Origin of the sequence: Nonomuraea thailandensis (genome assembly GCF_024172165.1) — a bacterium.
Classification (GTDB): domain Bacteria; phylum Actinomycetota; class Actinomycetes; order Streptosporangiales; family Streptosporangiaceae; genus Nonomuraea; species Nonomuraea thailandensis.
The window spans coordinates 2,982,472-3,006,181 of record NZ_JAMZEB010000002.1 but is presented as its reverse complement, the minus strand read 5'-3'; the positions used below and the strand labels follow the sequence as shown (position 1 = coordinate 3,006,181).

The window sequence follows — 23,710 nt, the reverse complement described above, 5'->3', positions numbered from 1 at the left end:
CGCGACCGTGACGCGCGACCCGGTCGCCACCGTCCGGGAGCTCAAGGAGCGGAGCGGCAAGGACATCTGGCTGTGGGGAAGCCTGGAGCTCATGCGCTCCCTGATGAGCGCCGGCGTCGTCGACGTGGTCCAGATGCTGGTCTGCCCGGTGTCACGCGGCAAGGGGACCCGCGTTTTCGAGGATCGGCAGGACCTGAGGCTGATCGAGGCCACCTCGTTCGGGAACGGTGTGGCCCTTCTGCGCTACGAGATCAAGAGATGAGGCGGGGCCGCCCGTCATCGTCCAGCGCTCGTGGCCGTCATCGGCTGGTACGGGCTCCGCGCCGCGCCCCGCAGGCGCTGACGCGGTCCGTCCGCGACCACGGCCGGGCCGCGGCGGGCGATGGTGCCCGGGGGCAGGTCCATGTGGTCTGCACCCCGGGCTGAGCCTGACCCGACGAGGTCAGAGCTGCCGGTAGTAGTAGGCGACGGGCACCGCCGTGCACCCCAGCTTCTCGTACAGGGCCCTGGCGGGCGCGTGGAAGGGATCGCCTCCGGTGCCGATCTCGACCACTTCGGCGCCCAGGGCCCGCATGGCCGCGAAGGCGTGCTCGCACAACGCCGCCCCCGTGCCGTGCCGGCGGTACTCCGCCGTGACGGCGAGGTGCGAGACGGCGCCGTTCCTGCGCGCCGTGTCGGCGCTCCAGGCCACGTAGCCGGCGATGGCGGGGCCCTCCTCCGCGACCGCGACGTACCTGTGCGCGGCCGGGTCGTGCAGCCCGGCGACCTGCTCGCGGTAGTCGTCGCGCCAGGCGCCGTGCTGGTTGGCGAAGACGACGTCGCCGACCGCGGGACGGAAGTGATCCTCGTAGAACGGCCCGAACGTCTCGATGGTCAGATCGATGAGCGGGGCGAGGTCGTGCTGAACGAACGAGCGAATATGCATGGACGTGCGCCTTTCAGGCTGAGAGCTGACACCCGGGGAAAACGGGGGGCATCGGTCGGCCTGCTCACGGCAACCGTGTCTGCGGTGAGCCGGCCCTCAGCCACGGGTACGCCCGGCGGCGAAGCACTCCATGACCCGCCACCCTAACGCCTTCGCGCCTTCGGCCCCACTGCTTTTCGAGGCGGGCGAGCGTGGTCGGCTCAGCGCAGGTCGAGCAGCATCACGTGACGGAGATCCGTGCCCGTCCCCAGGGGCCGCGCCTCGCCGATCTTGCGGTACCCCCAGGCCCGGTAGGCGGCCGGCGCCTTGCTGCCCGGGTGGACGTTCAGCATCACCCGCTCGGCCCCGAGGCCGTCGAGCAGCGTCTCGTGCAGCCGCCGCGCGATGCCCTGCCCGCGCCAGGGGCCGCGCACGGCGAGCTCCATCAGCCCGAAGGTGCGGTGCCCGTCCTCCCGGCGCAGGTCGTCGGGCACCGGCTCGGTCAGCTCGTCCCACCAGACCGTGTCGGGGGCGAGGGGGAAGCCGTACGCCATGCCGACCGGCTCGCCGTCCCCGGTGCGGGCCAGAGCGGCGCGGAAGGCGTGCTTGAGGGTCTGGGAGGGGAACCGCAGGAAGGCGGCGGCGACGTCGTCCTCCGTCTCGTGGTACGGAGGCTCGGCGAACGCTTCGGCGTAGATCAGCCTGAACTCGGCCTCGGCCCGGGCCGCGGCCGAGCCGTCCATGCGCTCGATCGCGATCGTCTCCTGCTGCGTCATGTGATGCCCCCTCGGGACGGTCTCGCGGATGCGCTCGCCACGCCGCTCGCTCGATCTTCCGGATCTTATCCGGCCCTTCGCAGGCAGCGGTGACGTCATCACCTTCCGACCGGCTCCCCGACGACGCCATCCGCGGTGACGGGCTTGGTGAGCAAGGCCGTCGCGCCGTCGGAGGACTCCGTGCGGTAACCCTGAGCATGGTAGAGGTCGAGGTTGCGCCGGCTCCGGGCGCCGGTGGCCAGCACGATGCGGCGGCAGGAGGCGCCGGCCGCGGCTTCGGCCTCGCGCAGCAGCCAGCGCCCCACGCCCTGGCCGCGCAGATCGGGGACGACGCCGAGGCGGCCCACGTGCCAGTCGTCGTCCACGCGGCGCGCGCGCACCATGCCCAGGAGGCGGCCGTCCCGCCACAGGCCCGTGGCCTGCCAGGTGGCCAGCCACGCGCGCACCTGATCCAGCGACTCCTCCAGGGCGGGGATGGCCAGGGTGTCGTTGGCCAGCGCCTCCTCCAGCCAGCAGCAACGCTGGAGCACCAGAACCTCCGGAGCGTCGTCCGGCGTCAGCGCTCTCACGTACGCCCCCGGCACCGGCGCCGTCCCGGAATCCGAGCGGGTTCGCTCGCGCATCGGGCGCAGGGCGTGGGCGAGGCGGGCGAGCTCGTCCAGGACGCCGACGGCGGCCCGGTCGCGGCCGGCGTCCGGGCGGACCCGTCCGCCGTCGAGCGCGTCGGCGATGCGCAGGGCGACGGTGGCGCCCAGCGGCACCAGCCGCAGCGTGGTCACCACCTGCTTGGCGTGCTGGACCGACCGGGTGCCCGCCGAGGTGTTGCCGTAGCTGACGAACCCCATCGGCTTCCACGCCCATTCCCGGCCCAGGTAGTCGAGGGCGTTCTTGAAGGCCGCCGGCATGCCGTAGTTGTACTCGGGGGTGACCGCGATGAAGCCGTCCGCCTCGTCCACCATCGCGCTCCACCGCTTGGTGTGCTCGTTGCGGTAGAGGCCGGACGCCGGCTCCTCCTCCTCGTCCAGGAACGGCAGGGCGAGGTCGCCGAGGGCCACCGGCTGAAGCTCCACGCCCAGCTCCGTGGCCCGTGGCGCGATGGTGTCGATCAGCCACCGGCCGACCGCCGGGCCGAGGGCGCCGGGACGAGTGCTGCACATGAGGACGATGACCCGCAGAGGTTTCGTTGACATGGAAATGAACCTAGCTGGTAACTTGTTTACATGTCAAAGAAAAGCTCGGAAGAGACGGTGCGCTGGCTCGACGCGGACGAGGAGCGCGCCTGGCGCGCCCTGCGCCGCATGATGATCGCGATCCAGTCGCGCACCGCGCACGACCTGGCCGCGATCGGCCTGTCGGAGCCCGACTACGAGGTGCTCAGCACCCTCTCCGAGCGCCCGGGCCGCACCAGCACGCTGCACGAGCAGGCCGCCAAGATGGGCTGGTCGCGCAGCCGCCTGTCGCGGCACGCCACCCGCATGGAGACCCGCGGTCTCGTACGGCGCGAGCCTGACCCCGACGACGGCCGGGGCTGTTATCTGGTCCTCACGGAGCACGGCATGGAGACGCTCGAGGACGCCGCCCCGGCCCACCTGGAATCGGTCCGCCGCCACGTCATCGACCGGCTGTCGCCCGCGGACCTGTCCGTGCTGGAAGGCATCGCCCGCAAGCTGGAAGAACCCGCGTAAGCACGGGCGGAGGACGGCTTCTGGTGGCTCGACGCGATGGAGGGCACCCTCACCCGGCCGTGGCAGGACGCCGACGCGGTGCAGGCGGAACTGAACACCGCCGACGGCCAGGAGCGTTACCTGCTGGCGAGCCTCGCGCAGGAGGCCGCGCTGCAGGGGCTGGCTCCGGGGCAGGGGCAGGTGTACGACTTCACGCATCCTCCGGTTCTCGGCGGTGAGGTGAGTGCGGGCAATCTCGGACTGCTCGACTTCGTGGTCGGGCTGAACATCGCCGGCCAGATCCACGGACAAGTACGTGATCTGCCTCCTGGTTCCCGCTGATCATCAGCGAGCTCCACCACGCCATCAGCCGGCCCTGGGCACGCGCGGGCGAAAAGCGGCCGGCCGGCTCGACGGCCGGCCGGGCCGCCTTGTCAGCCGACGAGTCTCGCGCTGAAGCGCGACTCGGCCGCGTCGAACTCGATCACGCGCACGCGTACGTTCGCGCCGGCCACGGCACCGCCGCCGCGGACGAGCCCTTGCACACCGGAGTCGGACTCGACGAGGAGCCCGAACGGCTTGACGGACCTGACGACGACATCGACCTCGTCGCCGGCGTTCGGGAGGTTTCCGGTCACACGGCTCACCCCCTTTCCCATGCTCAGGGTGAGTCGGACAGCGGGGCGCGCGCGGCCCCAGGTTCCTTCCGTCGCGGGGCGGCGCGGGCTCCGGGCTCTGCCCGGACATCACGCACGGCAGACGTTACAGGCCGGGCCGCCGTTCCACACCCCTCGGCCGCGTGGTGCGCCACGCCTCCGGAGAAGAGCCGGATCACCGAGCGGGCCAGGGCCTGCGGGTCCTCGTGGGCGGCCTCGGGCAGCGAGCCGCTCAGCCACAGGCCGGCGAACCCGTGGGCCAGCGACCAGGCGGCGATGGTCGTCAGCCGCTCCTGCCCCGGGCCCGGTGACAGCTTGCCTGCGCTGGTGACGAGCACGTGGGCCGCGCGCTCGCGAGCCGTTCGCAGGCTCGGGTCGTCCACCCGGTAGAGCTCGGGCCGGAACATCACCTCGAAGTACGGCCGGTGGTCGATGGCGAAGCGGACGTAGGCGACGCCGACTTCCAGCACGTCGTCCGCCGCCCGCTCCAGAGTGGCGGCGAACACCTCGAACCCTTCGGCGGCCACGGCCGTCAGCAGCCCCGCCTTGTCGCCGAAGTGGTGCGCGGGGGCGGCGTGCGAGACGCCCGCGCGCCGGGCCAGCTCGCGCAGGCTCCATCCGGCCGGGCCGGACTCCGCGATGGCGTCGAGGGCGGCGTCGATGATGGCGCGCCGCAGGTTGCCGTGGTGGTAGGTCGTCTGCTTGATCTGCCTCACCCCCGCGTTCCGGTGATCGATGATGTCACGCCGAGCCTATCTTGGCGTTGACAAGATGGCGAGTCGCCCCTCAATCTTTCCAGTGACAAGATTGGAGGAGGGAATGGTTCCGTTCATCGCCCTGCTTGGGGGTTTCGCTGTTCTGCGGGTGCTCGGCCTGGCCGGCGTCGACGTCCTGGACGGCTGGCAGCCCGCGCTGCGGGGAGCGCTCGCCCTGATGTTCGCCGTCACCGGCGTGCCGCACTTCCTGCCCTCGTGGCGGCGCGACTTCGTCGCGATGATCCCCGCGGCGTTCCCGCGACCGGCACTGCTGGTCACCGTCACGGGGGTGCTGGAGCTGGCCGGCGCGGCCGGGCTGCTGATCCCGGCCCTGGCGCCGTGGGCCGCGATCGGGCTCGCGCTGCTCATGGCCGCCATGTTCCCGGCCAACGTCTCGGCCGTCCGGCGCGGCCTCACGCTGGCCGGCAAGCCCGTGACGCCGCTGCCCGCCCGTACCGCGCTGCAGGTGCTGTTCATCGCCGCGGCCGTCGCGGCCGTCTAGTTCCGGACTCCATGGGACGACCGTCCCCGGCGGCTTCCGCGTCGCCTGCGGAATGCCGCTCGCACCCGGTGGTTCCCCGGCCGCGTGCCGGGTAGCACCCACCCGTACGAGCGCGCTTTCCCGCAGGTGAGGAGCAGCATGGAGCAGCCATGGACGTCCCTCGCGCGGTCGGGGCCGGCCGCGGCGTTCGGCGCCGCGGCACGCCTGCGGCGGGGGCGGCTCCCGGACATCCTCGGCATCGCGCTGCGCTGGCAGCAGGACGGCGGCCCGGCCGAGCTGCTGCTGGCCACCACCGGTCGCACCACGCTCGGCAGGCGCCTGCTCCGGCCCGCGACCCGGTGGACGGGCCTGTACTCCAGCCTGTTCCCGTACCAGGCGGGCGGCCGGCGGCTGCTGCTGGGCGCGCTGCTGCACACGCCCGCGCGGCTGCCCGCCACGCTCGGCGCCCTCGCCCATGCGGTCGAGGACGGCCTGGTCGTGCTCGAACTCCTCGCCGCCGCGCCCTCAGGGCCGTGGCGCCTGCTCGGCCAGGTTCACCTGACCGCCCCGGCGAGGGCGGACGCGGACCGTCCGACGAGGTTCAACCCCCTCCGGCGTCCCATCCCGGGCGTGCGCCCCGCGAGCCGGCTGAACGACGTGCGCGACGCCGCCTACGCGGCCGCGCAGCAGGTGCCCGACCAGCCGGGGAAGGACCCATGGTAGGTAGTCGGCATGGAATTCTTCTGTTATCACCGCGATCGTCCTGACTCCGCGGCGCTGCGTGACGAACTGGTGGAAGAGCACTGGGCCTACATGGACCGGTACGCGGCGGAGCTGATCGCCCGTGGCCCGACCTTCGTCCGCGGCGGCGAGACGGCCACCGGCAGCGTGCACATCGTCGACCTGCCGGACCTCGCCTCGGCGCGTGCGTTCGCCTTCGACGAGCCCAACTACCAGGCCGGTGTGTACCGGGACGTGATGTTGCGGCGATGGCGCAACGTGCTGGGGCGCACCATGTGGGACTTTCCCGGCGGAAGGGAGGGCGGCAACCGGTATCTGGTCCTGGGCCTCGGCGACGGGGAGGCCGCAGACCTCGTCCCGCCGCCCGGCCCTGACGAGTTGATCGCGTACGGGCCGCTGCTGTCCGACGACGGTGAGCGCCGGCTGGGCACGGCCGTGCTGCTGCGGGCGGCGGACCCGGAGGCGGCGCGCGCCGTCCTGACCCCGGACCGGTACGCCGGCATCGAGGTCCACGACTGGGAGTTCGGCGGGCGGCGGTAGAAACCCGCCGGGCGCGCGTCCTCTTCCTCGCCGTCCTGTGGTTTTCCGCAGGGCGGCCGGGCGGAGCACCGCATTCCGCCCGGAAGCCGATCTCCCTAGCGTTGATCACATGATGCAGACGATGATGAACGTGCTGGTGGCGGCGACCGTGGCGGCCGGGGGCCAGGGCCTCGGGGTGGGCCAGGAGCTGGAGAGGATCGTGGCGGGCAAGGGGGCGACGGCCGCGCTGGCACGCGTCTCCGACGGCCAGAGGACCTGGACGGGCGCCGCCGGCGTGCGCGACGTCGAGCGCGGCGGGCGCCCCTCCCCCAACGGCCACTTCCGGATCGGCAGCGTGACCAAGACCTTCGTCGCCACCGTGGTGCTCCAGCTCGTGGACGAGGGCAGGGTACGGCTCGACGACCCCATCGCCGGGCACCTGCCGGGCCTGGTGCCGGACGGTGAGCGCATCACGGTCCGCCGGCTCCTCGACCACAGCAGCCACCTGTACGACTACATGAGCGAGCCCGGCTACTCGACGAACCGGTGGCGCGGCGAGGCGCGGTTCCGCTCCTACCAGCCGCGCGAGCTGCTGAAGGTGGCCTTCGCCAAGAAGCTGCCCGACGACGGCACGTGGCACTACTCCAACACCAACTACGTGGTGCTCGGGCTGCTGATCGAGAAGCTGACCGGCAACCCGTACGGGCAGGAGGTCGAGCGCCGCATCCTGCGCCCGCTGAAACTGCGCCACACGTCGGTGCCGGGCGACCGCGCGGGGCTGCCGTCGCCACACGCCAAGGGCTACGAGCCGATGCCCGGGCTGGTGGACGCCACCCGGATGAACCCCTCCCTCGACTGGGCGGCCGGGGAGATGATCTCGACCACGGCCGATCTGGAGCGCTTCATGTCGGCCCTGCTGAGCGGCAGGCTGACCAGTGCCGCGTCGCTGCGGGCCATGCGCACGACCGTCGCGACCGGCGTCGGGTTCTCCTACGGGCTGGGGCTGCAGGCGTACAAGCTGCCGTGCGGCACGGTGTGGGGGCACAGCGGCGAGCTGATCGGCTACCTGACGTTCGCGTTCCGCTCGGACTCCGGCAAGTCGCTCACCATGTCGTTCAACCCCTCGACGCGCAACCCGTCCACCGAGGAGGTCATGGGGATCGCCGTCAAGACCTTCTGCGGGTCCTGAAGCCGGTGGCGCCTCAGGAGTCTCCCTGGGGCGCGAGCCCGTGGATCCTGGCGCGCAGGGCGTCGGCGTCACCCGGGGCCAGCTCGGCGACGAGGTCGAGGGCTCGGCCCAGGGTTCGCCGCCCTTCCGCCACCCGGCCCGCAGCCACCTGGGCCTCGCCCAGCCGCTGCAACGTCCGGGCGCCCAGCGCGCGCTTGCCGCCCCGCCATGACAACGACCGCAGGTAGTAGGCGATCGCGTCCTCGTACTGGCCGAGCAGGTGGTGGATGTAGCCCATGCTGTCGAGGGTGGCCGACTCGCCCGCCACGTCGTCCAGCTCGCGGTGGATGAGCAGGGCCTCCTCGCAGCGGCGCAGCGCCTGCCCGTACGCGCCGAGCCGGGCGTGGAACCAGCCGATGTTGTTGAGCACCCGGCCCTCGCCCGCCCGGTCGCCGGCCGAGCGGTGCAGCCGCAGCGCCTCCTCGCTCAGCTCCAGGCCCTCGGCGTACCGGCTCCGGCGGTCCTCCAGCACGCTGAGGTAGGTGAGGCACACGCCCTGCCCGACCTGGTCGCCGAGCGTGCGGAACAGGGTGAGGGCCTGCCGCAGGTGGGCGCCGCTCGTCCCGTCCTGGCCGAGGCGGATGAGGGCCTGGGCGAGCCCGACGCGGACGTGGGCCTGCGCGGCCGGGTCGTCCAGCCGCAGGGCGGCCTCCAGCGCGATCCGGTACATGGCGACCTGGTCGTCCGAGCGGCTCTCCTGCGACAGGAAGCCCCAGCAGGCGCAGGCGAGCTGCCAGGCGTGCGCGTCGAACCCGGCGCGGGCGGCGTGCCTGATGGCGGCCAGCAACGTCCGGTGCTCGCGGCCGAACCAGGCCAGGCTCTGCGCGCGGTCGCCGATGCGGGCCACGACCACGCCCGGCCTCGGCTGCGCCAGGGCCAGCGGCACGCGGTGCAGCATCTCCAGCAGCCCGTCGCCGAGGTGGGCGCTGTGCAGGTAGTGGTCGAGCAGCCGGTGCAGGGCCTCGCGGCGCTCGTGCTCGGAGTCGTGCAGCAGCGTGAGCTCCTCGGCGTACGCGCGGAGCAGGTCGTGCCAGCCGTACCGGCCGGGTGAGGGCTCCGCCGCCAGGTTCGCGCGGGTCAGCTCGGCCAGCAGGCGGCGGGCCTCGCGTACGGCGATCCCGGCCAGGCTGGCTGCGGCCGAGGCGGACAGCTCCGGCGCGGGCAGCAGGCCCCGCAGCCGGAACAGGCGCGCGGCCTCCGGGCTGAGCGCCCGGTAGGACCAGGAGAACACGGTCCGCATGTTCGTCCCGGTGTCGCCGCCGTCGAAGACGTCCAGGCTGCCCGGCTCGTCCGGGCCGTCCGCCTCCAGCCCCGTGATCAGCGCGCGGAGCGGGAACGCCGGGCGGGCCTGGGCGCGGGCGGCCACGATGGACAGGGCCAGCGGCAGCCCCGCGCACCGGGAGACGATGTCGTCCACCGCCTGCGGCTCGGCGCCGACCTTGGCCACGCCGAGCCTGCGCGTCAGCAGCTCGCGGGACTCGGCGGGCGAGAACAGCCCCAGCGACAGCGTACGGCCCCCCTCCGCCGCGACCAGCCCGGTCAGCTCGGCCCGGCTGGTGATCAGCGCCAGGCAGCCGGGCGCGCTGGGCAGCAGCGGGCGCACCTGGTCGGCGTCGAGGGCGTTGTCGAGCAGGATGAGCATGCGGCGCCCGGCCAGCAGGCTGCGGTAGAGCCCGGCCTGGGCCTCCAGCGTGGCGGGGATCAGCTCGGGCGGCACCTGGAGTGCGTCCAGGAACAGCCGTACCGCCTCGGCGGGCGATCGGGCGGCGTGCGTGGGCCCGTAGCCCTGGAGGTTGACGTAGAGCTGGCCGTCGGGGAAGCGGTCGCGTGCGCGGTGCGCCCAGTGCACGGCCAGGGTGGTCTTGCCGACGCCTCCGGTGCCGGTGACGACGCACGGCGGCGGCGCCTGTTCCTGCCTGGGGGCGGTCAGCCGGTCCAGGGCGGCCAGCTCGTCCTCGCGGGCGGTGAACGGCTCGGTGTCGGGCGGGAGGTGGCGGGGCACGGCGAGGCTCCCCGCGGCGGTCCCGCCGTTCGCCGCGGGGGTCTTCCCGTTCGCCGCCGTTTCGTCGCGGCCGGCCAGGATCGCCTGGTGCAGGCGTTGCAGCTCCTCGCCGGGCTCGAGGCCGAGCTCGTCGGCGAAGCGGCGCCTGACCGTGCGGAAGACGGACAGCGCCTCGGTGCGGTGGCCGCCGCGTGACAGCGCCGTCATCAGTAAGGTGACCAGCCGTTCCCGCAGCGGGTCCTCCCCCACCAGAGGCGCCAGCTCCGCGGCGACCTCCTGGTGCCGTCCCTGCCGCAGGTCGAGCGCGGCCCGCCGTTCCAGCGCCGCCAGCCGCTCCTCCTCCAGGCCGGGCAGCACGACGTCCGGCAGCCACCGTCCTGCCACGTCGGTCAGGGGCGGGCCCTGCCAGAGCGCCAGGGCCGCGCGCAGCAGGCCGGCGGCGCGTTCCGGATCCGTCTCGCCGCCGGCGCCGCGGACCAGCTCCCGGAAGCGGTGCAGGTCGACGCGGTCGCACCCGGTTGTCAGGCAGTAGCCGCGTGCCGAGGTCGTCAGCGCCGCCTCGGGGAACGGAGCCAGCAGGCGGCGGAGCCGGGAGATGTGCCCCTGGACGGCGTTGCGGGCGGACCCGGGTGGCTCGCTCGCCCACAGGGCGGTCTCCAGCCTGGCCACGGGCACCGGCCGTCCCGGTTCGAGCAGCAACATCGCCAGAACGGTCCGCTGCTGCGGCGTGGACGGGCCCAGCCGCCTCCCGGCGTGCCACGCTCCCACCGGCCCCAGCAGACGGAACTCCACGCCCTCGATGGTCACGTCGCCCCAAGCCTCCAGCCGCCGGCTCCCCGGTGATCGCCGTTTTTGATCACCGCTGGCAGCCTAACTGCGCATTCAGCGGAAAATCAGCGCTATTTCAGTACCAGGTCGCACTCTGGTCACAGAAGGCATCTAGCGCCGCACAACCCATGAGGAGGCACATCATGGAGATCAAGGTCAAGAAGGTCGAGTCCGTCAAGGCTACTCAGAACCCCGCCACGTGAGGCGCTGACACCGCCTGACGATTTCCCCCGCGGGGAGGGGCGCCACGCTCCTCCCCGCGGGTCTTTCATGACTACCGGCCGGCGCGGGAGGCACACGATGCGTGTGGCGTTGAAGGAATGCGAGTGGGAGACGATCGGTGACGATCTCCTGGTGGTCTTCGACGCTCGTGAGGCGATCACCCTGGACGACCCGGAGGGGCACGTGGCCGCGCTCCTCGCCGAGCTGCGCCGGGCCCCGCAGACCGCGGCCGAGCTGAGCGTCTCGCTCCAGCGGCGCGGCATCCCGCTCTCGGAGCAGGACGTCAGCGGCGGCCTGAGCGGGCTCGACTCCCTCGGCCTGGTCGAGGACGCCGACGGCCGGACCCTCGGCGACCCGGACGAGGACGAGCGGCACTTCTCCAACCTCAGCTTCTACGGCACCTACGCCGGCCTGGAGCGCCGGCGGGCCGCCTTCCACCGGCCGCTCAGCCAGGCCCACGTCCTCGTGCTCGGGGTCGGCGGCGGCGGCTCCTCCCTCGTCCAGTGCCTGGCCGGCCTCGGCGTCGGCGAGATGACCCTGGTCGACCAGGACCGCGTCGAGTCCCGCAACTTCGCCCGGCAGTTCCTCTACCACCACGCCGACATCGGCCTGTCGAAGGCCGAGCGGGCCGCCGCGTGGGTGCGCGACTACGACCCGCGCATCAAGGTGCACGCCGCCGACCGCTGGGTCTCCTCCCCCGAGGACCTCGACGACCTCATCCAGGGCGTCGATCTCGTGGCGGGCGGCCTCGACGGCCATCCGCACGCCAACCTCTGGGCCAACGAGGCCGCGGTGCGCAACGGCGTCCCGTACGTGCTGGGCGGGGCCAACCGCAGCCAGCTCATGTACCTGTCCGTGGACCCCGGCCGCACGGCCTGCCTGGCCTGCGACTACGCCGACCGGCCGACCGGGGGCGGGCCGGACGCGGTCGCCTACCGGATCGTGGAGAACATGAAGCTGAGCAACCCGCTCACCGGGCCGATGGCGATGCAGGTCGGCTCGCTGCTCGCCCTGGAGGCACAGCGCTACCTCACCGGGTACGAGCCGCCCCGCGCGGCCGGTCACCGCGTCACCCTGGACCTGCGCAACGGGCTGGTGCCCGAGTGGCAGCCCCTGCCCAGGAACCCGGACTGCCAGGTGTGCGCCCTGGCGCCGGCGCGCGAGGGTGAGCGCGGATGAGCGCCTCCGGCACCGCTCCGGTCAGGCTCAAGCCGCTCAGCGTCGTGCCCGAGGGCGACGACGAGGTCCTGGTCGGCGACCCCGCCAGCGGCACGTTCGTGACGATCCCGGCGGTCGGCGGAGTGGTGATCGCCGCCCTGCAGCGCGGCGCGAGCGTCGAGGAGGCGGCCGCCGAGGCGGAGGCGTTCGCCGGCGAGCCCGTCAACGTCCCGTCCTTCGTGGAGGTCCTCGGCGAGCTCGGCTTCCTGGACTCCGGCGACGCCGAGGACGCCTCCGCCCCCGTGCGCACCGCGCCCATCCAGGCCCGCCGCTGGATGACCAGCGTGCGCCCGGAGACCGTACGCCCCTTCTTCGGCCGCGTGGCCTGGGTCTTCTACGCCGCCTGCCTGCTCTACGCGCTGGCCGTCTTCGCCCTGCGGCCCGGCCTGCTCCCCGATCCGGCGGTGGACGCGTTCCCCTTCGACGACATCGGGCTCAGCGCCCTGGCCTGGCTGCCGTTCGTGTGGTTCGCGGCGGCCAGCCACGAGTGCGGGCACTGGCTGGGCGCGCGGGCACTGGGCATCCAGACCCGCTTCGGCATCGACCGCCGCCTGTGGATGCTGGTCTTCGAGACCGACCTCACCCAGCTCTGGACGCTCCCCCGCCGCCGGCGCTACGGCCCTCTGCTGGCGGGCCTGGCCGTGGACTCCGTCCTGCTGGCCGCGCTGCTCACCGGCCGGCTGCTGATCGACACCGGCCTGTGGCAGGCCCCGGAGCTGGTCGGGTCGCTGCTGGCGGCCTGGGTGTTCATCAAGGTCATGCAGATGCTCTGGCAGAGCCTGGTCTTCCTGCGCACCGACCTGTACGCGGTGCTGATCAACGCCCTGGGCTGCCGCAACCTGTGGCGCGTGAAGACGCTGATGCTCAAGCGCGCCTTCTCCCGGCTGACGGCCGAGGAGGAGGCGGAGCTGGCCGAGGCGACGGACACCGACCTGCGTGTGGGCCGCTGGTTCCGCTGGGTCTGGCTGGCGGGCTTCGCGGGCGTGATCGTCTGGTTCTGCGTGCTGCTGCTGCCGGTCTTCGCCCAGACCTTGAGCTGGGCCGCCGAGGGCCTGGCCGAAGGCCCGCTGACGGCCGCCTTCTGGTACCGCCTGCTCTGCGTCACCCTGCTCCTGGGCCCCGAGGCCCTGGCCCTCGTCCTGGCGGTCAAGGAGTACGCGGCCCGCCTGGCGGGCCGCCGCACGGCGGGGGTCGCCTAGTCCGCGGAGCGCAGCAGCATCGCCTCCACCTCGGGGCCGGCGTCGGCCGTGCAGATGTAGGTGGAGCTTCCGGTCGCCGGATCGACGAAGTACAGGGTCGCACGCTTGCCGCATTTCGCGCACCAAGCGGAGGGCCCGCCGCCGAGCTCGGCCAGGCCGACCTTGATCTCTGGGATGAGAAACGCCATGCGGGAAGCGTAGATCGGCACGGCCGGAACAGCCGTGCCGGCGACGTGTCTTGCCGAAACATGCCGAAGCGTCGACGCGGCCGCGACCTGGCGATTTCCGGCTAAGTCATCTCCCGGTAAATACGCCGGGCCCATCCACTATCGCCACATAGCGTGACGTTAGAGTGACGTACTGTGAACGATACTAAGCATGTGGAAATCACCTGGCCCGGCATCGGCATCACCGTGGCCGCCGAACTCGACCAGCGCAACCCCTCCCTGGCCCAGGCCCTCTGGGACGGGCTGCCCTACCAGAGCCTCCAGGGCCACGCCCTCGTAGCCGGATACCACCTGTACCACGTCGCTCCGGTGTACTCGTTGCTGCACACCCCGGCCGAGTACAAGGTGGACCGGCGCACGGTGCCCGACGGCACCCTGTTCTGCTCCCGGCTGCAGCACCTGGGCATCAAGTACGGCGAGCTCACCGAGCCCATGCAGGCCACCCCCATCGGCAAGGTCGCCGACGCCGACCTCGACGCCCTCGCCCAGGCCGGCCGCGAGGTGTGGCGCTCGGTCTACGAGACCAAGCAGCCCGTCATCGCCGAGGTGCGCCGCGCCGGCGAGCAGGGCGGCCACATCCTGCCCCGCCTGCCCGTCGGCGACCCCGAGCTCAACCGGCTCGCCATCGAGGTGCACGCCGAGACCGAGCGCATCTGGCTGGACCCGCCGCAGGAGCTGATCGACCTGCACCAGGGCCGCATCCCATCAGGCGCGGGCAGCTACGAGACGGTCCTGACCACTCTGCTGTTCGTCAACGGCGAGACCCGCCCGCTCGGCTACAGCTGCTACGGCGGGCTCGTGCGCGCCGCACTGGACGGCATGCCCATGCCGTGGCTGCGCCAGATGACCAGGCAGCTCGCCCACACGCCCGCCGAGTTCCTCGGCTACTGCGGCCTCGACCGCCTGTGGGACTTCACGCAGCGGCTGCTGTCGGGGCTGGAGCGGCTCGACGACCACGAGGACTTCGTCGCGATCATGGCCCACATGGCGCTCTACTGCAACTGCCTCGGCGGCTGGAACCTGCACCTGTTCCCCTGGGAGGCGGGCGCACACCTGCGCAGGACGGTGGCGGCCACATGAGCGCGGGCTCGCGGGTGGTGGTGATCGGCGGCGGCGTCATCGGGCTGTCGATCGCCTTCCACCTGGCCGAGGCCGGGGTCGACGTGACGCTGCTGGAGCGCGGCACGCTCGGCTCCGGCGCCTCCCGCGCCACCGCCGACGTGGTGCGCTCGTACTTCGCCGGCAACCCGGTCAGCTCGTCGCTGGCCGTCCGCAGCCTGGAGGCGTACCGGGCCTTTCCCAGCAGGCCGGGCACCGAGCTGCCGCTGCGGCAGGTCGGCTACCTGGTGCTGTTCACCGAGCCCGACCAGCTCGCCGCGTTCAACGCCGACCTGGCGGCGCAGCGGGCCGCCGGCGTGGACGTCGAGCTGATCAGCGCCGAGGAGGCCAGGGAGCGCAACCCGCTCATCGGCGACCTGCGGCTGCTGGGCGCCGCGTACTCGCCCGACGCCTACATCTCCGACACCGCCGCCATCGTCACCGCCTACGCGCGGGCCGCCGAGCAGGCGGGGGCGGCGCTGCGTACCGGCTGTCCCGTCACCGCCATCGACCCGGAGGCCGGGCGCGTGCAGACCGCCGACGGGGAGCTGTCCGCCGACGCCATCGTGTGCGCGGCCGGCGCCTGGTCGGCCTCGCTGGTGCGCTGCGCCGGCGTGGACATGCCGCTCACCGAGCCGATCGAGCAGGAGCTGCTCACCACCGACCCGCTGCCGCCCGGCACGCCGGAGGTCCCGGTCACGCTGCACGCCGCCAGCGGCCTGCTGATCCGCAACCGCGGCGACCGGCTGCTCATCGGCATGGGCTACCCGGGCCCCGACCGCGAGTCCTGGCGCCGGGAGGTGGCCGCACGGCTCGTCGAGACGTACCCGAGCCTGGCCGGGCTCGGCCTGCACACCGCCGTCACCGGCCTGCGCGACGCCAGCCCCGACAAGACCGCCTTCATCGGCCACCAGCCGGGGCCGCCGGCCTTCCTGTACGCCACCGGCTTCTCCGGCCACGGCCTGTGCAACGCGCCGGCCGCCGGCGAGCTGGTCCGCGACCTCTACCTCGATCGGGACCCGGGCATGGACGTGACCGCGCTGGCGGTCGGCCCCACACGGACGGGGCTGACGCGATGACCGACCAGCGCTCCGACCGGGCGCGCCACCTGGACGGCGCCACCGGCCTCGACGGCGACGGCGACGGCCGCGCCGAGCAGGCGGATCGTTTCGTGCTCGACCCGGCCACCGCCGACATGCACGCCGACAACGACCGGCTGCGGCAGGCGGGCCCGCTCGTGCCCATCACCGCCGAGGGCGTGCCCGCCTGGGCCGCCACCCGGTACGCGACGCTGCTGACCGTCCTGACCCACCCGGACATGTCCAGGGAGCTGCACCACTGGACCGGGCGGCACGCCATGCCGCCCGGCACGGCCATCGACCGCATCGTCACCGACACGTCCCTGCTCAACGCAGAAGGAGAGCGCCACCGCCGGCTGCGCATGCCGCTGACCACCGCGTTCTCGCAGCGGCGGCTGAACGGGCTGCGCCCGCGCATCGAGGAGCTCACTGCCCGCCTGATCGACCGGCTCGCCGAGCTGCTGCCCGACCAGCCGGTGGACCTGCGGCTGGAGTTCGCCTACCCGCTGCCGCGCGAGGTCATCTCCGAGCTGATCGGCATCCCGGCCAGGCACCAGGACGAGCTGCACCGGCTCACCGACGCCGTCGCCCAGGTCGGCGGCCTGGAGGACTCGCCCGGGCTGCGCAAGGAACTGCGCGAGCTGCTCGACCAGATCATCGACGAGCGGCGCGGCACGCCCGGCGAGGACCTCATCAGCGACCTGTTCGCGCTGCACGAGAAGGACGGCGGGCGGCTGTCGGAGGACGAGCTGTTCGCCACCATCGAGCTGCTGTTCATCGCCGGCCACGTCACCACCGTCAACCTGATCACCAACGCCATCGGCGCGCTGCTCACCGAGCGGGGGCAGCTCGACCTGCTGCGCTCCGGGCAGTGCCCCTACAGCGCCGCGGTGGAGGAGACGCTGCGCTGGGACTCGCCGATCGCCTACTTCCCGATGCGCTACGCCGTGCGCGACGTCGAGATCGACGGGGTGCGACTGCGCACGGGCGAGCCCGTGCTGGCCTGCTTCGCCTCCGCCGGCCGGGACCCGCACCAGTACGGCGACGACGCCCACGTCTTCGACGTCACCCGGGAGCAGTTCACGCACCTGGCCTTCGGGCACGGGCCGCACTTCTGCCTCGGCGCGCCGCTGGCCAGGCTGGAGGGCGAGATCGCGATCAAGGCGCTGTTCGAGGCGTTCCCCGACATGGCGCTGGCCCGGCCGGTGGAGGAGCTGCCGCCGCTGGACACGCTGCTGGGCAACAGCACGCGGACGATGCCGGTCGTGCTCGGCCCCCGCGCCCGCTGAGCGCCAGGCACCGGCCCGCACGCCCGCTGAGCCCAGGGCTCGGCCCACGCGCCCGCTGAGCCCCGGCTCGACCTGCCGCGCACGCCCGCGCCCGTCGGCGCAGCGCCGGGTCCGGCTCCGCCGTGTCCACGGTGAACCGGACCCGGCCGCCCGGCGGACACGCCCGCCGTACAACCGCTCGTCCAACACCCGGCCACGCACGCGTCACGTGCACGCTCTACGCTCCAGACGACGACGATTGGAGCCACCGCCGTGCCACACGCCACGCCCATGCGCCTGGCCACCACCATCCGCCCCTACGACTGGGGCTCGGTCACCGCCCTGCCCGAGTTGTTCGGCACCGAGCCGACCGGCGAGCCGCAGGCCGAGCTCTGGATGGGCGCCCATCCGGGAGCGCCCTCGACCGCCGGCGGCGTCCCGCTGAACGAGCTCATCGCCCGCGACCCCGCCGCCACCCTCGGCGAGCGCTGCGCCGAGCGGTTCGGCCCCGTCCTGCCCTACCTGCTGAAGGTGCTGGCCATCGAGCGGCCGCTGTCCCTCCAGGTCCATCCCACGACCGCGCAGGCCGAGGCCGGGTACGCCGACGAGAACGCCCGCGGGATCCCGATGGACGACTACACCCGCACCTACAAGGACGCCTCCCACAAGCCCGAGATGGTCTGCGCGCTCACCCCGTTCCACGGGTTGTGCGGCTTCCGCTCCCCCGAGGCCGCCGCCGGCCTGCTCGACCGGCTCGGCGTGCCCGGCCTGCGGCCCTGGATCGAGACGCTGCGCGCCGGTGAGCCGGCGCAGGCGCTGCGCACCGTGTTCGCCGCGATGCTGGACGACGCCGCGCGACCCCTGCGCGCCGAGGCCGAGGCGGCCCTGCTGGCGTCGCCGGACCCGGACCTGGCCGTCCACGCCGGCATCGCCCGCGCCTGCCCCGGCGACCCCGGCATCGTGGCCGCGCTCCTCCTGCACCACGTCACGCTGCGGCCGGGCGAGGCGCTCTACCTGGGCGCCGGCGTGCCGCACGCCTACCTCGGCGGCATCGGGGTGGAGATCATGGCCAACTCCGACAACGTGCTGCGCTGCGGGCTCACCACCAAGCACGTGGACGTGCCGGAGCTCATGCGCGTGGTGGACTTCGCTCCGTCCGGCCCGCACCTCGTCGAGCCGGCTGCCGGCGGCCCGGGCGCCTACGACTACCGGCCGCCCGCCCCCGAGTTCGCCCTCACCCGCTACGAGCTGACCGGGGCGGACGCCCACACCCTGCCCGGCGGCGTGCCGGGGATCGTGCTCTGCGTCGAGGGCGAGGCCAGGCTCGGGGACGACCTGACGCTGCGGCCTGGGCAGTCCGCCTTCGTCCCGGCCGCCGTTCCTTCGCCGCGGGTTTCGGGGAAGGGCACGGCCTACCTGGCCCGGCCCGGCGCCTTTACAAAGTAGATTCGCAGGGGACGGGAACGTTTCGGCCGCCGGTTGAACGTCCCGTCCCTAGGCTCCGGCCTGTGACCGATCATGTGACCATCGAGCCCAGCGTCCTGTACTTCGGGACCCCTGTCGTGCTGCTCTCGACCGAGAACCCGGACGGCTCCGCCAACCTCGCCCCCATGTCGTCGGCCTGGGCACTGGGCAAGGTGATCGTGCTCGGGCTGGGCGAGGAGGGACAGAGCGCCCGCAACCTCGCCGAACGGCCCGAGCTGGTGATCAACCTCCCCGCCCCGCACCAGTGGGAGGCGGTGGAGCGCCTGGCTCCGCTGACCGGCCGCCACCCCGTGCCGGCCACGAAGCATCCTGGGTGCCGCTTCGAGCCCGACAAGTTCGGCGCCGCCGGCCTGCGCGCCGAGCCCTCGAAGGAGGTGCGGCCGCCGCGGGTGGCCGAGTGCCCTCTGCAGTTCGAGGCGCGGGCGCAGAGCGTGCGCCGGGACGTCTCCGGCTCGTTCGTGATCGTCGAGGCCGTCGTCGCCCGGGTGCACGCCGACCCCCGCCTCGTCGTGCCGGGCACCCAGCACGTGGACCCGGCCGCGTGGAGCCCGCTCATCTACAACTTCCGCCACTACTTCGGACTCGGCCCCCAGCTCGGCCACTCCTACCGCAGCCAGACCCCCGTCCCGGCGCTCAACGCCGCCGGATCATGAGCACGTTGTCCGTGCGGGTCGTCGGCTCGCCGCCGGGGCCGTTCTGGGTGCGTTCGAACTCCTCGCTGCGCAGCACCTCCCACTCCCCCTGCGCGGGCTCCAGGGAGTCGAACACCTCCTGCGGCGTGGGGAAGTGCACGTCCGGGTGGTCGTGCTGCTGCCAGGCCGGCCAGCCGGCGTGCCCGGCGACCAGCAGCACCCCGCCGGGCGCGACCGCGGCGGCTGCCCTGCGCAGGATCCGCTCGCGCGGCATGTTCTTGCTGGAGTGCAGGTAGCAGGCGGTGACGAGGTCGTAGGCGCCTTCGGGGAACGACTCCCCGAGGTCGTGCCGCTGCCAGTCGATCTGCTTGCCCACCCCCGCCTCCTCGGCGTGACGGGCGGCGCGGCGCAGGGCGACGCCGGAGATGTCGGCGGCGGTGACCCGCCAGCCCTGGCGGGCCAGCCAGATGGCGTCGCCGCCCTCACCGCTGCCCAGGTCGAGCGCGGTGCCGGGCGTCAGGCCGGACACCTCGCGGACGAGCACGGCGTTGGCGTCGCCGCTCCAGATCCGCTCGCTCTGGCGGTAGCGGCCGTCCCAGAACTCCTCGTCCGTCACCTCGCCGGGGATCTGCCCCGGCGCGGCGGCCGCGATCGCGGCGCGGCGGGCTGCCACGGCGGCGCGGGCCTCCTCGGCGACCAGGTCGGCGTTGATGGCCGCGCCGGCCCGCACGCCCGCCGCCGAGGCGCTGACGACCTGGTCGACCACGTTGTTCACGTTGCCCGCCACGTACACGCCCGGCACGCCGGTCTTGCCCATGGGGTCGGCCGGGACGTAGGTGCCGATGACGAACCCGTTCATCTCCTGGTCGGCCGTCTCCAGCCCGAGCCCTTCGAGCCCGTCCAGCCGGGCGTTCAGGCGGGTGCCGACGGCCAGCGCCTGCCTCGGCACCTCCCTGCCGCCGTCCAGCCGCACGCCGGTCAGGCGGTCGCCGGCCACCACGACCTCGGTCAGCTCGCCCTCCACCACGGTGACGCCCCTGGCGGCGAGCTGCTCGCGGGCATCCTCCCCCGGCTCGGGGGCCGTGTGCAGGAAGAGGATCACGTCGTCGCTCCACTGCCGCCACAGCAGGGCCTGGTGCACGGCGAGCGGGTTGGTGGCCACGACGCCGATGGCCTGGTCGCGGGCCTCCCAGCCGTGGCAGTACGGGCAGTGCAGCACCTCGCGGCCCCACCGCCCGGCCAGCCCCGGCACCGGCGGCAGCTCGTCCACCAGGCCGGTGGCCACCAGCAGCCGGTCCGCCTCGGCCGCGGAGCCGTCCGCCAGGGCCACGCGGAAGCGCCCGTCGCCGAGCCGTTCCGCCGCGGTGACGGTGCCCGTCACGATCCGCCCGCCGTACCCGGTCACCTCCGCGCGGCCGGTGGCCAGCAGCTCGCGGGGCGGCACGCCCTCGTGGCCCAGGAGCACGTGCACACCCTGCGCGGGGGCGTTCCTGGGCTGTCCGGAGTCGATCACCAGCACCTTGCGGCGCGCCCGGGAGAGCGCGAGGGCCCCGCTCAGCCCGGCGGCCCCGCCGCCGACCACCACCACGTCGTACGTCGCGTCCATGCGCGGCTCCTCTCACTCGTTCACTGCTGAGCCACTGTGCGTCACCCTCCCGCCGGTTGACAAACTTCGTTGCCGGAATGGCAAAGTAGGGCGGGTGGAACTCGATGAGGTGCTGCAGGCGGTCGGGCCGCGGCTGCGCGCGATGCGGCTGGAGCGGGGCACGACGCTGGCCGAGCTGTCGAAGAGCACCGGCATCTCGGTCAGCACGCTGTCGCGGCTGGAGTCCGGCGGGCGCCGGCCCACGCTGGAGCTGATGCTGCTGCTCGCCGACGCCTACCAGGTGCAGCTCGACGAGCTGATCGACGCCCCGGTGACGGGCGACCCGCGGGTGCACATGCGGCCGCTCAAGCGACACGGCATGACGTACGTGCCGCTGAGCCGGCGGCCCGGCGGGCTGCAGGCGTTCAAGCAGATCTACCCGCCGGGGTGGCCGGGCTACGAGCCGGAGCAGCAGGTCCACGAGGGTTATGAATGGTTGTACGTGCTCTCGGGGCGGCTGCGCCTGCTGCTCGGCAGGCATTCCGTGGTGCTGGAAGCGGGTGAGGTCGCCGAGTTCGACACCCGCACGCCGCACGCGTTCGTCAACGAGGCCGACGAGCCCACCGAGGTGCTGGCCCTGTTCGGCCCGCAGGGCGAGCGCATGCACGTGCGCGCCCGCCCCGCCGCCAGGTGACGCCCCTGTCCCGCCGCCAGGTGACGCCCCCGGCATGGCCGGGTCGCGCCCGGATCAGTCGCCGAGCACGGCCAGGTCGAGGCCGGCCAGCCGCTCTGGGTCGGCGAGGATGTCGATCTCGACGATGCGGCCGTCCGTGATCGTGAAGCTCATGACCGCCGACGGCCTGCCGTCCACGGTGTTGACCACCCCGGCCAGGCCGTTGACCAGCGCGGAGTGCGCGGTGGACGGCGAGTAGCGGCGGAAGGTCAGCGCCTGGCCGGCCACGTTCGCCGCGCCGCGGACCTCGGCCAGGCCCCCGGTCAGCGCGCCGGCGTCGGCGCGCAGCACCACGTCGGGGTCGAGCACGGCCACCAGCGCCGCGAAGTCGCCGCGATGGGCGGCGGCGATGAACGCCCCGACGATCTCCCGCTGCCTGGCCAGGTCGGGGTCGGGCACCGGCGCGGCGCCGCGCACCCGCCGCCTGGCCCTGCTGGCGAGCTGCCTGGCCGTGCCCGGGGAGCGCCCGACGAGCGGCGCGATCTCCTCGAACGGCACCGCGAACATGTCGTGCAGCACGAACGCCAGCCGCTCGGCCGGGGTGAGCGACTCCAGCACCACCAGCAGCGCCAGCCCGACGGAGTCGGCCAGCAGCGCCGCCTGCTCGGGGTCGGGCCCGGAGGCGGGGCTCACCACGGGGTCGGGCATGCGCGCCTCCAGCGACTCCTCTCGGCGCGAGGTGCGGGCGCGCAACATGTCGAGGCACACCCGGCCGACGACCGTGGTCAGCCAGCCGGCCAGGTTCTCCACGTCGCCGGAGCCGGTGCGGCTCAGCCGCAGCCACGCCTCCTGCACGGCGTCCTCGGCCTCGCTGAGCGAGCCCAGCATCCGGTACGCCACCGCCTTCAGGTGCCCCCGGTGCGCCTCGAACCGGTCTGCCAGGAATTCACGGTCGTTCATCGGGCCTCGTCTCGCTGTCGTACGTCCGTCATCACACTGACGTACGGGGACGGGCCGATGTGACGGGCCCGTTCCGGCGCTTCTACTCCAGGACGGAGTGCCGCTTGCTGTAGGCGAAGTAGACGATCAGCCCGAGCAGGAACCAGGCGGCGAAGCGCAGCCACGTCACCGGCGCGAGGAAGGTGATCAGCCAGATCGAGAACAGCACCCCCACGGCCGGCACCACGGGCATCCATGGCGTGCGGAACGAGCGCGGCAGGTCCGGCTGCCGGTACCGCAGCACGATCACCGCCACGCACACCACCACGAACGCCAGCAGGATGCCGATGTTCGTCAGCTCGGCCGCCTCCTGGATCGGCAGGAACCCGGCGATCAGCGCCGAGGCGACGCCGACGATCCAGGTGACCCGCGTGGGCACCCTGCGCACGGGGTGCAGCCTGGCGAACCAGGCCGGCAGCAGCCCGTCCCTGCTCATGGAGAACCAGACGCGGGTGACGCCGAGCATGAACGTGAACATGACGGTCAGGATGCCGACGATGGCGCCCACCGCGATGACCGTGGCCAGGCCCGAGAGCCCGGCGGCGGCGAAGGCCGAGGAGAAGCCGCTCTCGGGGTCGATCTCCCGGTAGTTCTGCATACCGGTCAGGACGAGGCAGGCCAGCACGTACAGGACCATGGAGATGAGCAGCGAGTAGATGATCGCCTTGGGCATGTGCCGCGTCGCGTCGCGCGACTCCTCGGCCGCGGTGCTCATCGCGTCGTAGCCGAAGACCGCGAAGAACACGGTGGCGGCGCCGGTGATGGCGCCGCCGATCCCGAACGGGAAGAACGGCGTGTAGTTGGCGGTGTCGATGTGGAAGAAGCCGACCACGATGACCAGCAGCACGACCGCGACCTTGATGGCCACCACGAACGTCTCGAACCTGGCCGCCGCGCGGATGCCGAGGTTCAGCAGCGCCGCGATGAGCAGGCACAGCACCGCCGCGAACAGGTCCACCACGTGCCCGGGCCCGGTGCCGGGCGCGCCGAGCGACCAGGCGGGCAGCGTGATGCCGAGGTGCTGGAGCAGGAAGCCGAAGTAGCCGGAGATGCCGATGGCCACGACGGCGACGATCGCGGTGTACTCCAGCAGCAGGTCCCAGCCGATGAACCAGCCGACGATCTCCCCCAGGACCGCGTACCCGTAGGTGTAGGCCGAGCCGGCCTTCGGGATCAGGCCGGCGAACTCGGCGTAGGAGAGCGCGGCGGCGGCGCTGGCGATGCCCGCGATGAGGAACGACACGAGCACGGCCGGGCCCGCGCTCTCGTGGGCGACGGCGCCGGCCAGGGCGAAGATGCCCGCGCCGATGATGCCGCCCACGCCGATGGCGGTGAGCTGCCACAGCCCGAGCGACCTGGCCAGCTCCCCTTCGTGCTCCGTGGCGATCTGCGCCACCGGCTTGCGCCGGAAGACGCTGCGCGAAGTGACCATGACGCCCCCACTGCCGATGTCCGCTCCGTGGGTGCGACC

At 73.2% G+C, this 23,710-nt stretch carries 25 protein-coding genes; 15 read left to right on the top strand and 10 right to left on the bottom strand.

Annotated elements, in window-relative coordinates; genetic code table 11:
• Window positions 1-7: 7 nt before the first annotated feature.
• The gene (locus tag HD597_RS17395) at window positions 8-262 is read left to right on the top strand and encodes a dihydrofolate reductase family protein (protein WP_253743421.1); all 255 of its coding nucleotides are present in this window, start codon (window positions 8-10) and stop codon (window positions 260-262) included.
• Window positions 263-442: 180 nt separating this feature from the next.
• Here HD597_RS17395 and HD597_RS17390 read toward each other — a convergent pair whose 3' ends face one another.
• From HD597_RS17390 to HD597_RS17380, 3 genes are all read right to left on the bottom strand, one after another.
• The gene (locus tag HD597_RS17390; RefSeq protein WP_253743419.1) at window positions 443-925 is read right to left on the bottom strand and encodes a GNAT family N-acetyltransferase; all 483 of its coding nucleotides are present in this window, start codon (window positions 923-925) and stop codon (window positions 443-445) included.
• A 200-nt stretch (window positions 926-1,125) separates the two neighbouring features.
• Entirely contained in the window at window positions 1,126-1,680 is a 555-nt protein-coding gene (locus HD597_RS17385) for a GNAT family N-acetyltransferase (protein WP_253743417.1), read from the bottom strand.
• A gap of 98 nt (window positions 1,681-1,778) precedes the next feature.
• Window positions 1,779-2,870 (bottom strand): bifunctional NAD(P)H-dependent oxidoreductase/GNAT family N-acetyltransferase, encoded by a 1,092-nt coding sequence (locus HD597_RS17380; protein ID WP_253743415.1) that lies wholly within the window; start codon window positions 2,868-2,870, stop codon window positions 1,779-1,781.
• A 30-nt stretch (window positions 2,871-2,900) separates the two neighbouring features.
• Here HD597_RS17380 and HD597_RS17375 point away from each other — a divergent pair, with 30 nt between their 5' ends.
• Entirely contained in the window at window positions 2,901-3,365 is a 465-nt protein-coding gene (locus HD597_RS17375; RefSeq protein WP_253743413.1) for a MarR family winged helix-turn-helix transcriptional regulator, read from the top strand.
• 36 nt (window positions 3,366-3,401) lie between these two features.
• Window positions 3,402-3,686, top strand: coding sequence for a T6SS immunity protein Tdi1 domain-containing protein (locus tag HD597_RS17370; protein WP_253743411.1), 285 nt, complete (start codon window positions 3,402-3,404; stop codon window positions 3,684-3,686).
• Between the two features lie 92 nt (window positions 3,687-3,778).
• Here the strand turns inward: HD597_RS17370 and HD597_RS17365 are convergent, their stop codons facing one another.
• Together HD597_RS17365 and HD597_RS17360 are read right to left on the bottom strand one after the other, a co-directional pair.
• Window positions 3,779-3,982, bottom strand: coding sequence for a S1 domain-containing protein (locus HD597_RS17365; RefSeq protein WP_253743409.1), 204 nt, complete (start codon window positions 3,980-3,982; stop codon window positions 3,779-3,781).
• Window positions 3,983-4,005: 23 nt separating this feature from the next.
• The gene (locus HD597_RS17360) at window positions 4,006-4,716 is read right to left on the bottom strand and encodes a TetR/AcrR family transcriptional regulator (protein ID WP_253743407.1); all 711 of its coding nucleotides are present in this window, start codon (window positions 4,714-4,716) and stop codon (window positions 4,006-4,008) included.
• Window positions 4,717-4,819: 103 nt separating this feature from the next.
• Here HD597_RS17360 and HD597_RS17355 point away from each other — a divergent pair, with 103 nt between their 5' ends.
• The 4 genes from HD597_RS17355 to HD597_RS17340 all read left to right on the top strand — a co-directional run bounded on the left by HD597_RS17355 (window position 4,820) and on the right by HD597_RS17340 (window position 7,685).
• Window positions 4,820-5,257 carry a DoxX family protein gene (locus HD597_RS17355; protein WP_253743405.1) on the top strand — a complete coding sequence of 146 codons (438 nt, stop codon included), beginning with the start codon at window positions 4,820-4,822 and terminating at the stop codon, window positions 5,255-5,257.
• 138 nt (window positions 5,258-5,395) lie between these two features.
• Complete coding sequence (locus tag HD597_RS17350; protein WP_253743403.1) at window positions 5,396-5,959, top strand: hypothetical protein; 564 nt, start codon at window positions 5,396-5,398, stop codon at window positions 5,957-5,959.
• 9 nt (window positions 5,960-5,968) lie between these two features.
• On the top strand, window positions 5,969-6,517 hold the full coding sequence (locus tag HD597_RS17345) for a YciI family protein (protein WP_253743401.1): 549 nt from the start codon (window positions 5,969-5,971) through the stop codon (window positions 6,515-6,517).
• A 109-nt stretch (window positions 6,518-6,626) separates the two neighbouring features.
• Window positions 6,627-7,685: a serine hydrolase domain-containing protein gene (locus HD597_RS17340; protein WP_253743399.1), complete on the top strand. Its 1,059-nt coding sequence runs from the start codon at window positions 6,627-6,629 to the stop codon at window positions 7,683-7,685.
• Window positions 7,686-7,698: 13 nt separating this feature from the next.
• On the opposite strand, the gene HD597_RS17335 is transcribed toward HD597_RS17340, so the two are convergent.
• On the bottom strand, window positions 7,699-10,518 hold the full coding sequence (locus tag HD597_RS17335; RefSeq protein ID WP_253743397.1) for an AfsR/SARP family transcriptional regulator: 2,820 nt from the start codon (window positions 10,516-10,518) through the stop codon (window positions 7,699-7,701).
• A 336-nt stretch (window positions 10,519-10,854) separates the two neighbouring features.
• Between HD597_RS17335 and HD597_RS17330 the strand changes: the two genes are divergently transcribed.
• Entirely contained in the window at window positions 10,855-11,955 is a 1,101-nt protein-coding gene (locus tag HD597_RS17330) for a HesA/MoeB/ThiF family protein (protein ID WP_253743395.1), read from the top strand.
• Window positions 11,952-13,193 (top strand): hypothetical protein, encoded by a 1,242-nt coding sequence (locus tag HD597_RS17325; protein WP_253743394.1) that lies wholly within the window; start codon window positions 11,952-11,954, stop codon window positions 13,191-13,193. The genes HD597_RS17330 and HD597_RS17325 overlap by 4 nt, the downstream gene beginning before the upstream one ends.
• On the opposite strand, the gene HD597_RS17320 is transcribed toward HD597_RS17325, so the two are convergent.
• The gene (locus HD597_RS17320; RefSeq protein ID WP_185104623.1) at window positions 13,190-13,381 is read right to left on the bottom strand and encodes a hypothetical protein; all 192 of its coding nucleotides are present in this window, start codon (window positions 13,379-13,381) and stop codon (window positions 13,190-13,192) included. The genes HD597_RS17325 and HD597_RS17320 overlap by 4 nt on opposite strands.
• Before the next feature lie 192 nt (window positions 13,382-13,573).
• On the opposite strand from HD597_RS17320, the gene HD597_RS17315 reads away from it, so the two are divergent.
• The 5 genes from HD597_RS17315 (at window position 13,574) to HD597_RS17295 (ending at window position 19,003) form a co-directional block, all read left to right on the top strand.
• The gene (locus HD597_RS17315; RefSeq protein ID WP_253743393.1) at window positions 13,574-14,500 is read left to right on the top strand and encodes a cucumopine synthase-related protein; all 927 of its coding nucleotides are present in this window, start codon (window positions 13,574-13,576) and stop codon (window positions 14,498-14,500) included.
• Window positions 14,497-15,597: an NAD(P)/FAD-dependent oxidoreductase gene (locus HD597_RS17310; RefSeq protein ID WP_253743392.1), complete on the top strand. Its 1,101-nt coding sequence runs from the start codon at window positions 14,497-14,499 to the stop codon at window positions 15,595-15,597. The genes HD597_RS17315 and HD597_RS17310 overlap by 4 nt, the downstream gene beginning before the upstream one ends.
• The gene (locus HD597_RS17305; protein ID WP_253743391.1) at window positions 15,594-16,886 is read left to right on the top strand and encodes a cytochrome P450 family protein; all 1,293 of its coding nucleotides are present in this window, start codon (window positions 15,594-15,596) and stop codon (window positions 16,884-16,886) included. Before HD597_RS17310 ends, HD597_RS17305 begins: the two co-directional genes overlap by 4 nt.
• A gap of 252 nt (window positions 16,887-17,138) precedes the next feature.
• Window positions 17,139-18,311, top strand: a complete 1,173-nt coding sequence (manA, locus tag HD597_RS17300; RefSeq protein WP_253743390.1) for a mannose-6-phosphate isomerase, class I — start codon at window positions 17,139-17,141, stop codon at window positions 18,309-18,311.
• A 62-nt stretch (window positions 18,312-18,373) separates the two neighbouring features.
• Complete coding sequence (locus HD597_RS17295; RefSeq protein ID WP_253743389.1) at window positions 18,374-19,003, top strand: flavin reductase family protein; 630 nt, start codon at window positions 18,374-18,376, stop codon at window positions 19,001-19,003.
• Here HD597_RS17295 and HD597_RS65830 read toward each other — a convergent pair.
• Window positions 18,984-20,588, bottom strand: coding sequence for an FAD-dependent oxidoreductase (locus HD597_RS65830; RefSeq protein ID WP_308210635.1), 1,605 nt, complete (start codon window positions 20,586-20,588; stop codon window positions 18,984-18,986). The two genes, HD597_RS17295 and HD597_RS65830, sit on opposite strands and share 20 nt — an antisense overlap.
• Before the next feature lie 94 nt (window positions 20,589-20,682).
• On the opposite strand from HD597_RS65830, the gene HD597_RS17280 reads away from it, so the two are divergent.
• A complete protein-coding gene (locus tag HD597_RS17280) occupies window positions 20,683-21,261 on the top strand; it encodes a helix-turn-helix domain-containing protein (protein ID WP_308210634.1) in 579 nt (192 codons plus the stop codon).
• A gap of 54 nt (window positions 21,262-21,315) precedes the next feature.
• On the opposite strand, the gene sigJ is transcribed toward HD597_RS17280, so the two are convergent.
• Both sigJ and HD597_RS17270 read right to left on the bottom strand, forming a co-directional pair.
• Window positions 21,316-22,200, bottom strand: coding sequence for an RNA polymerase sigma factor SigJ (sigJ, locus tag HD597_RS17275; protein WP_253743388.1), 885 nt, complete (start codon window positions 22,198-22,200; stop codon window positions 21,316-21,318).
• A gap of 82 nt (window positions 22,201-22,282) precedes the next feature.
• Window positions 22,283-23,671 carry an amino acid permease gene (locus HD597_RS17270; RefSeq protein WP_253743387.1) on the bottom strand — a complete coding sequence of 463 codons (1,389 nt, stop codon included), beginning with the start codon at window positions 23,669-23,671 and terminating at the stop codon, window positions 22,283-22,285.
• Window positions 23,672-23,710: the final 39 nt, after the last annotated feature.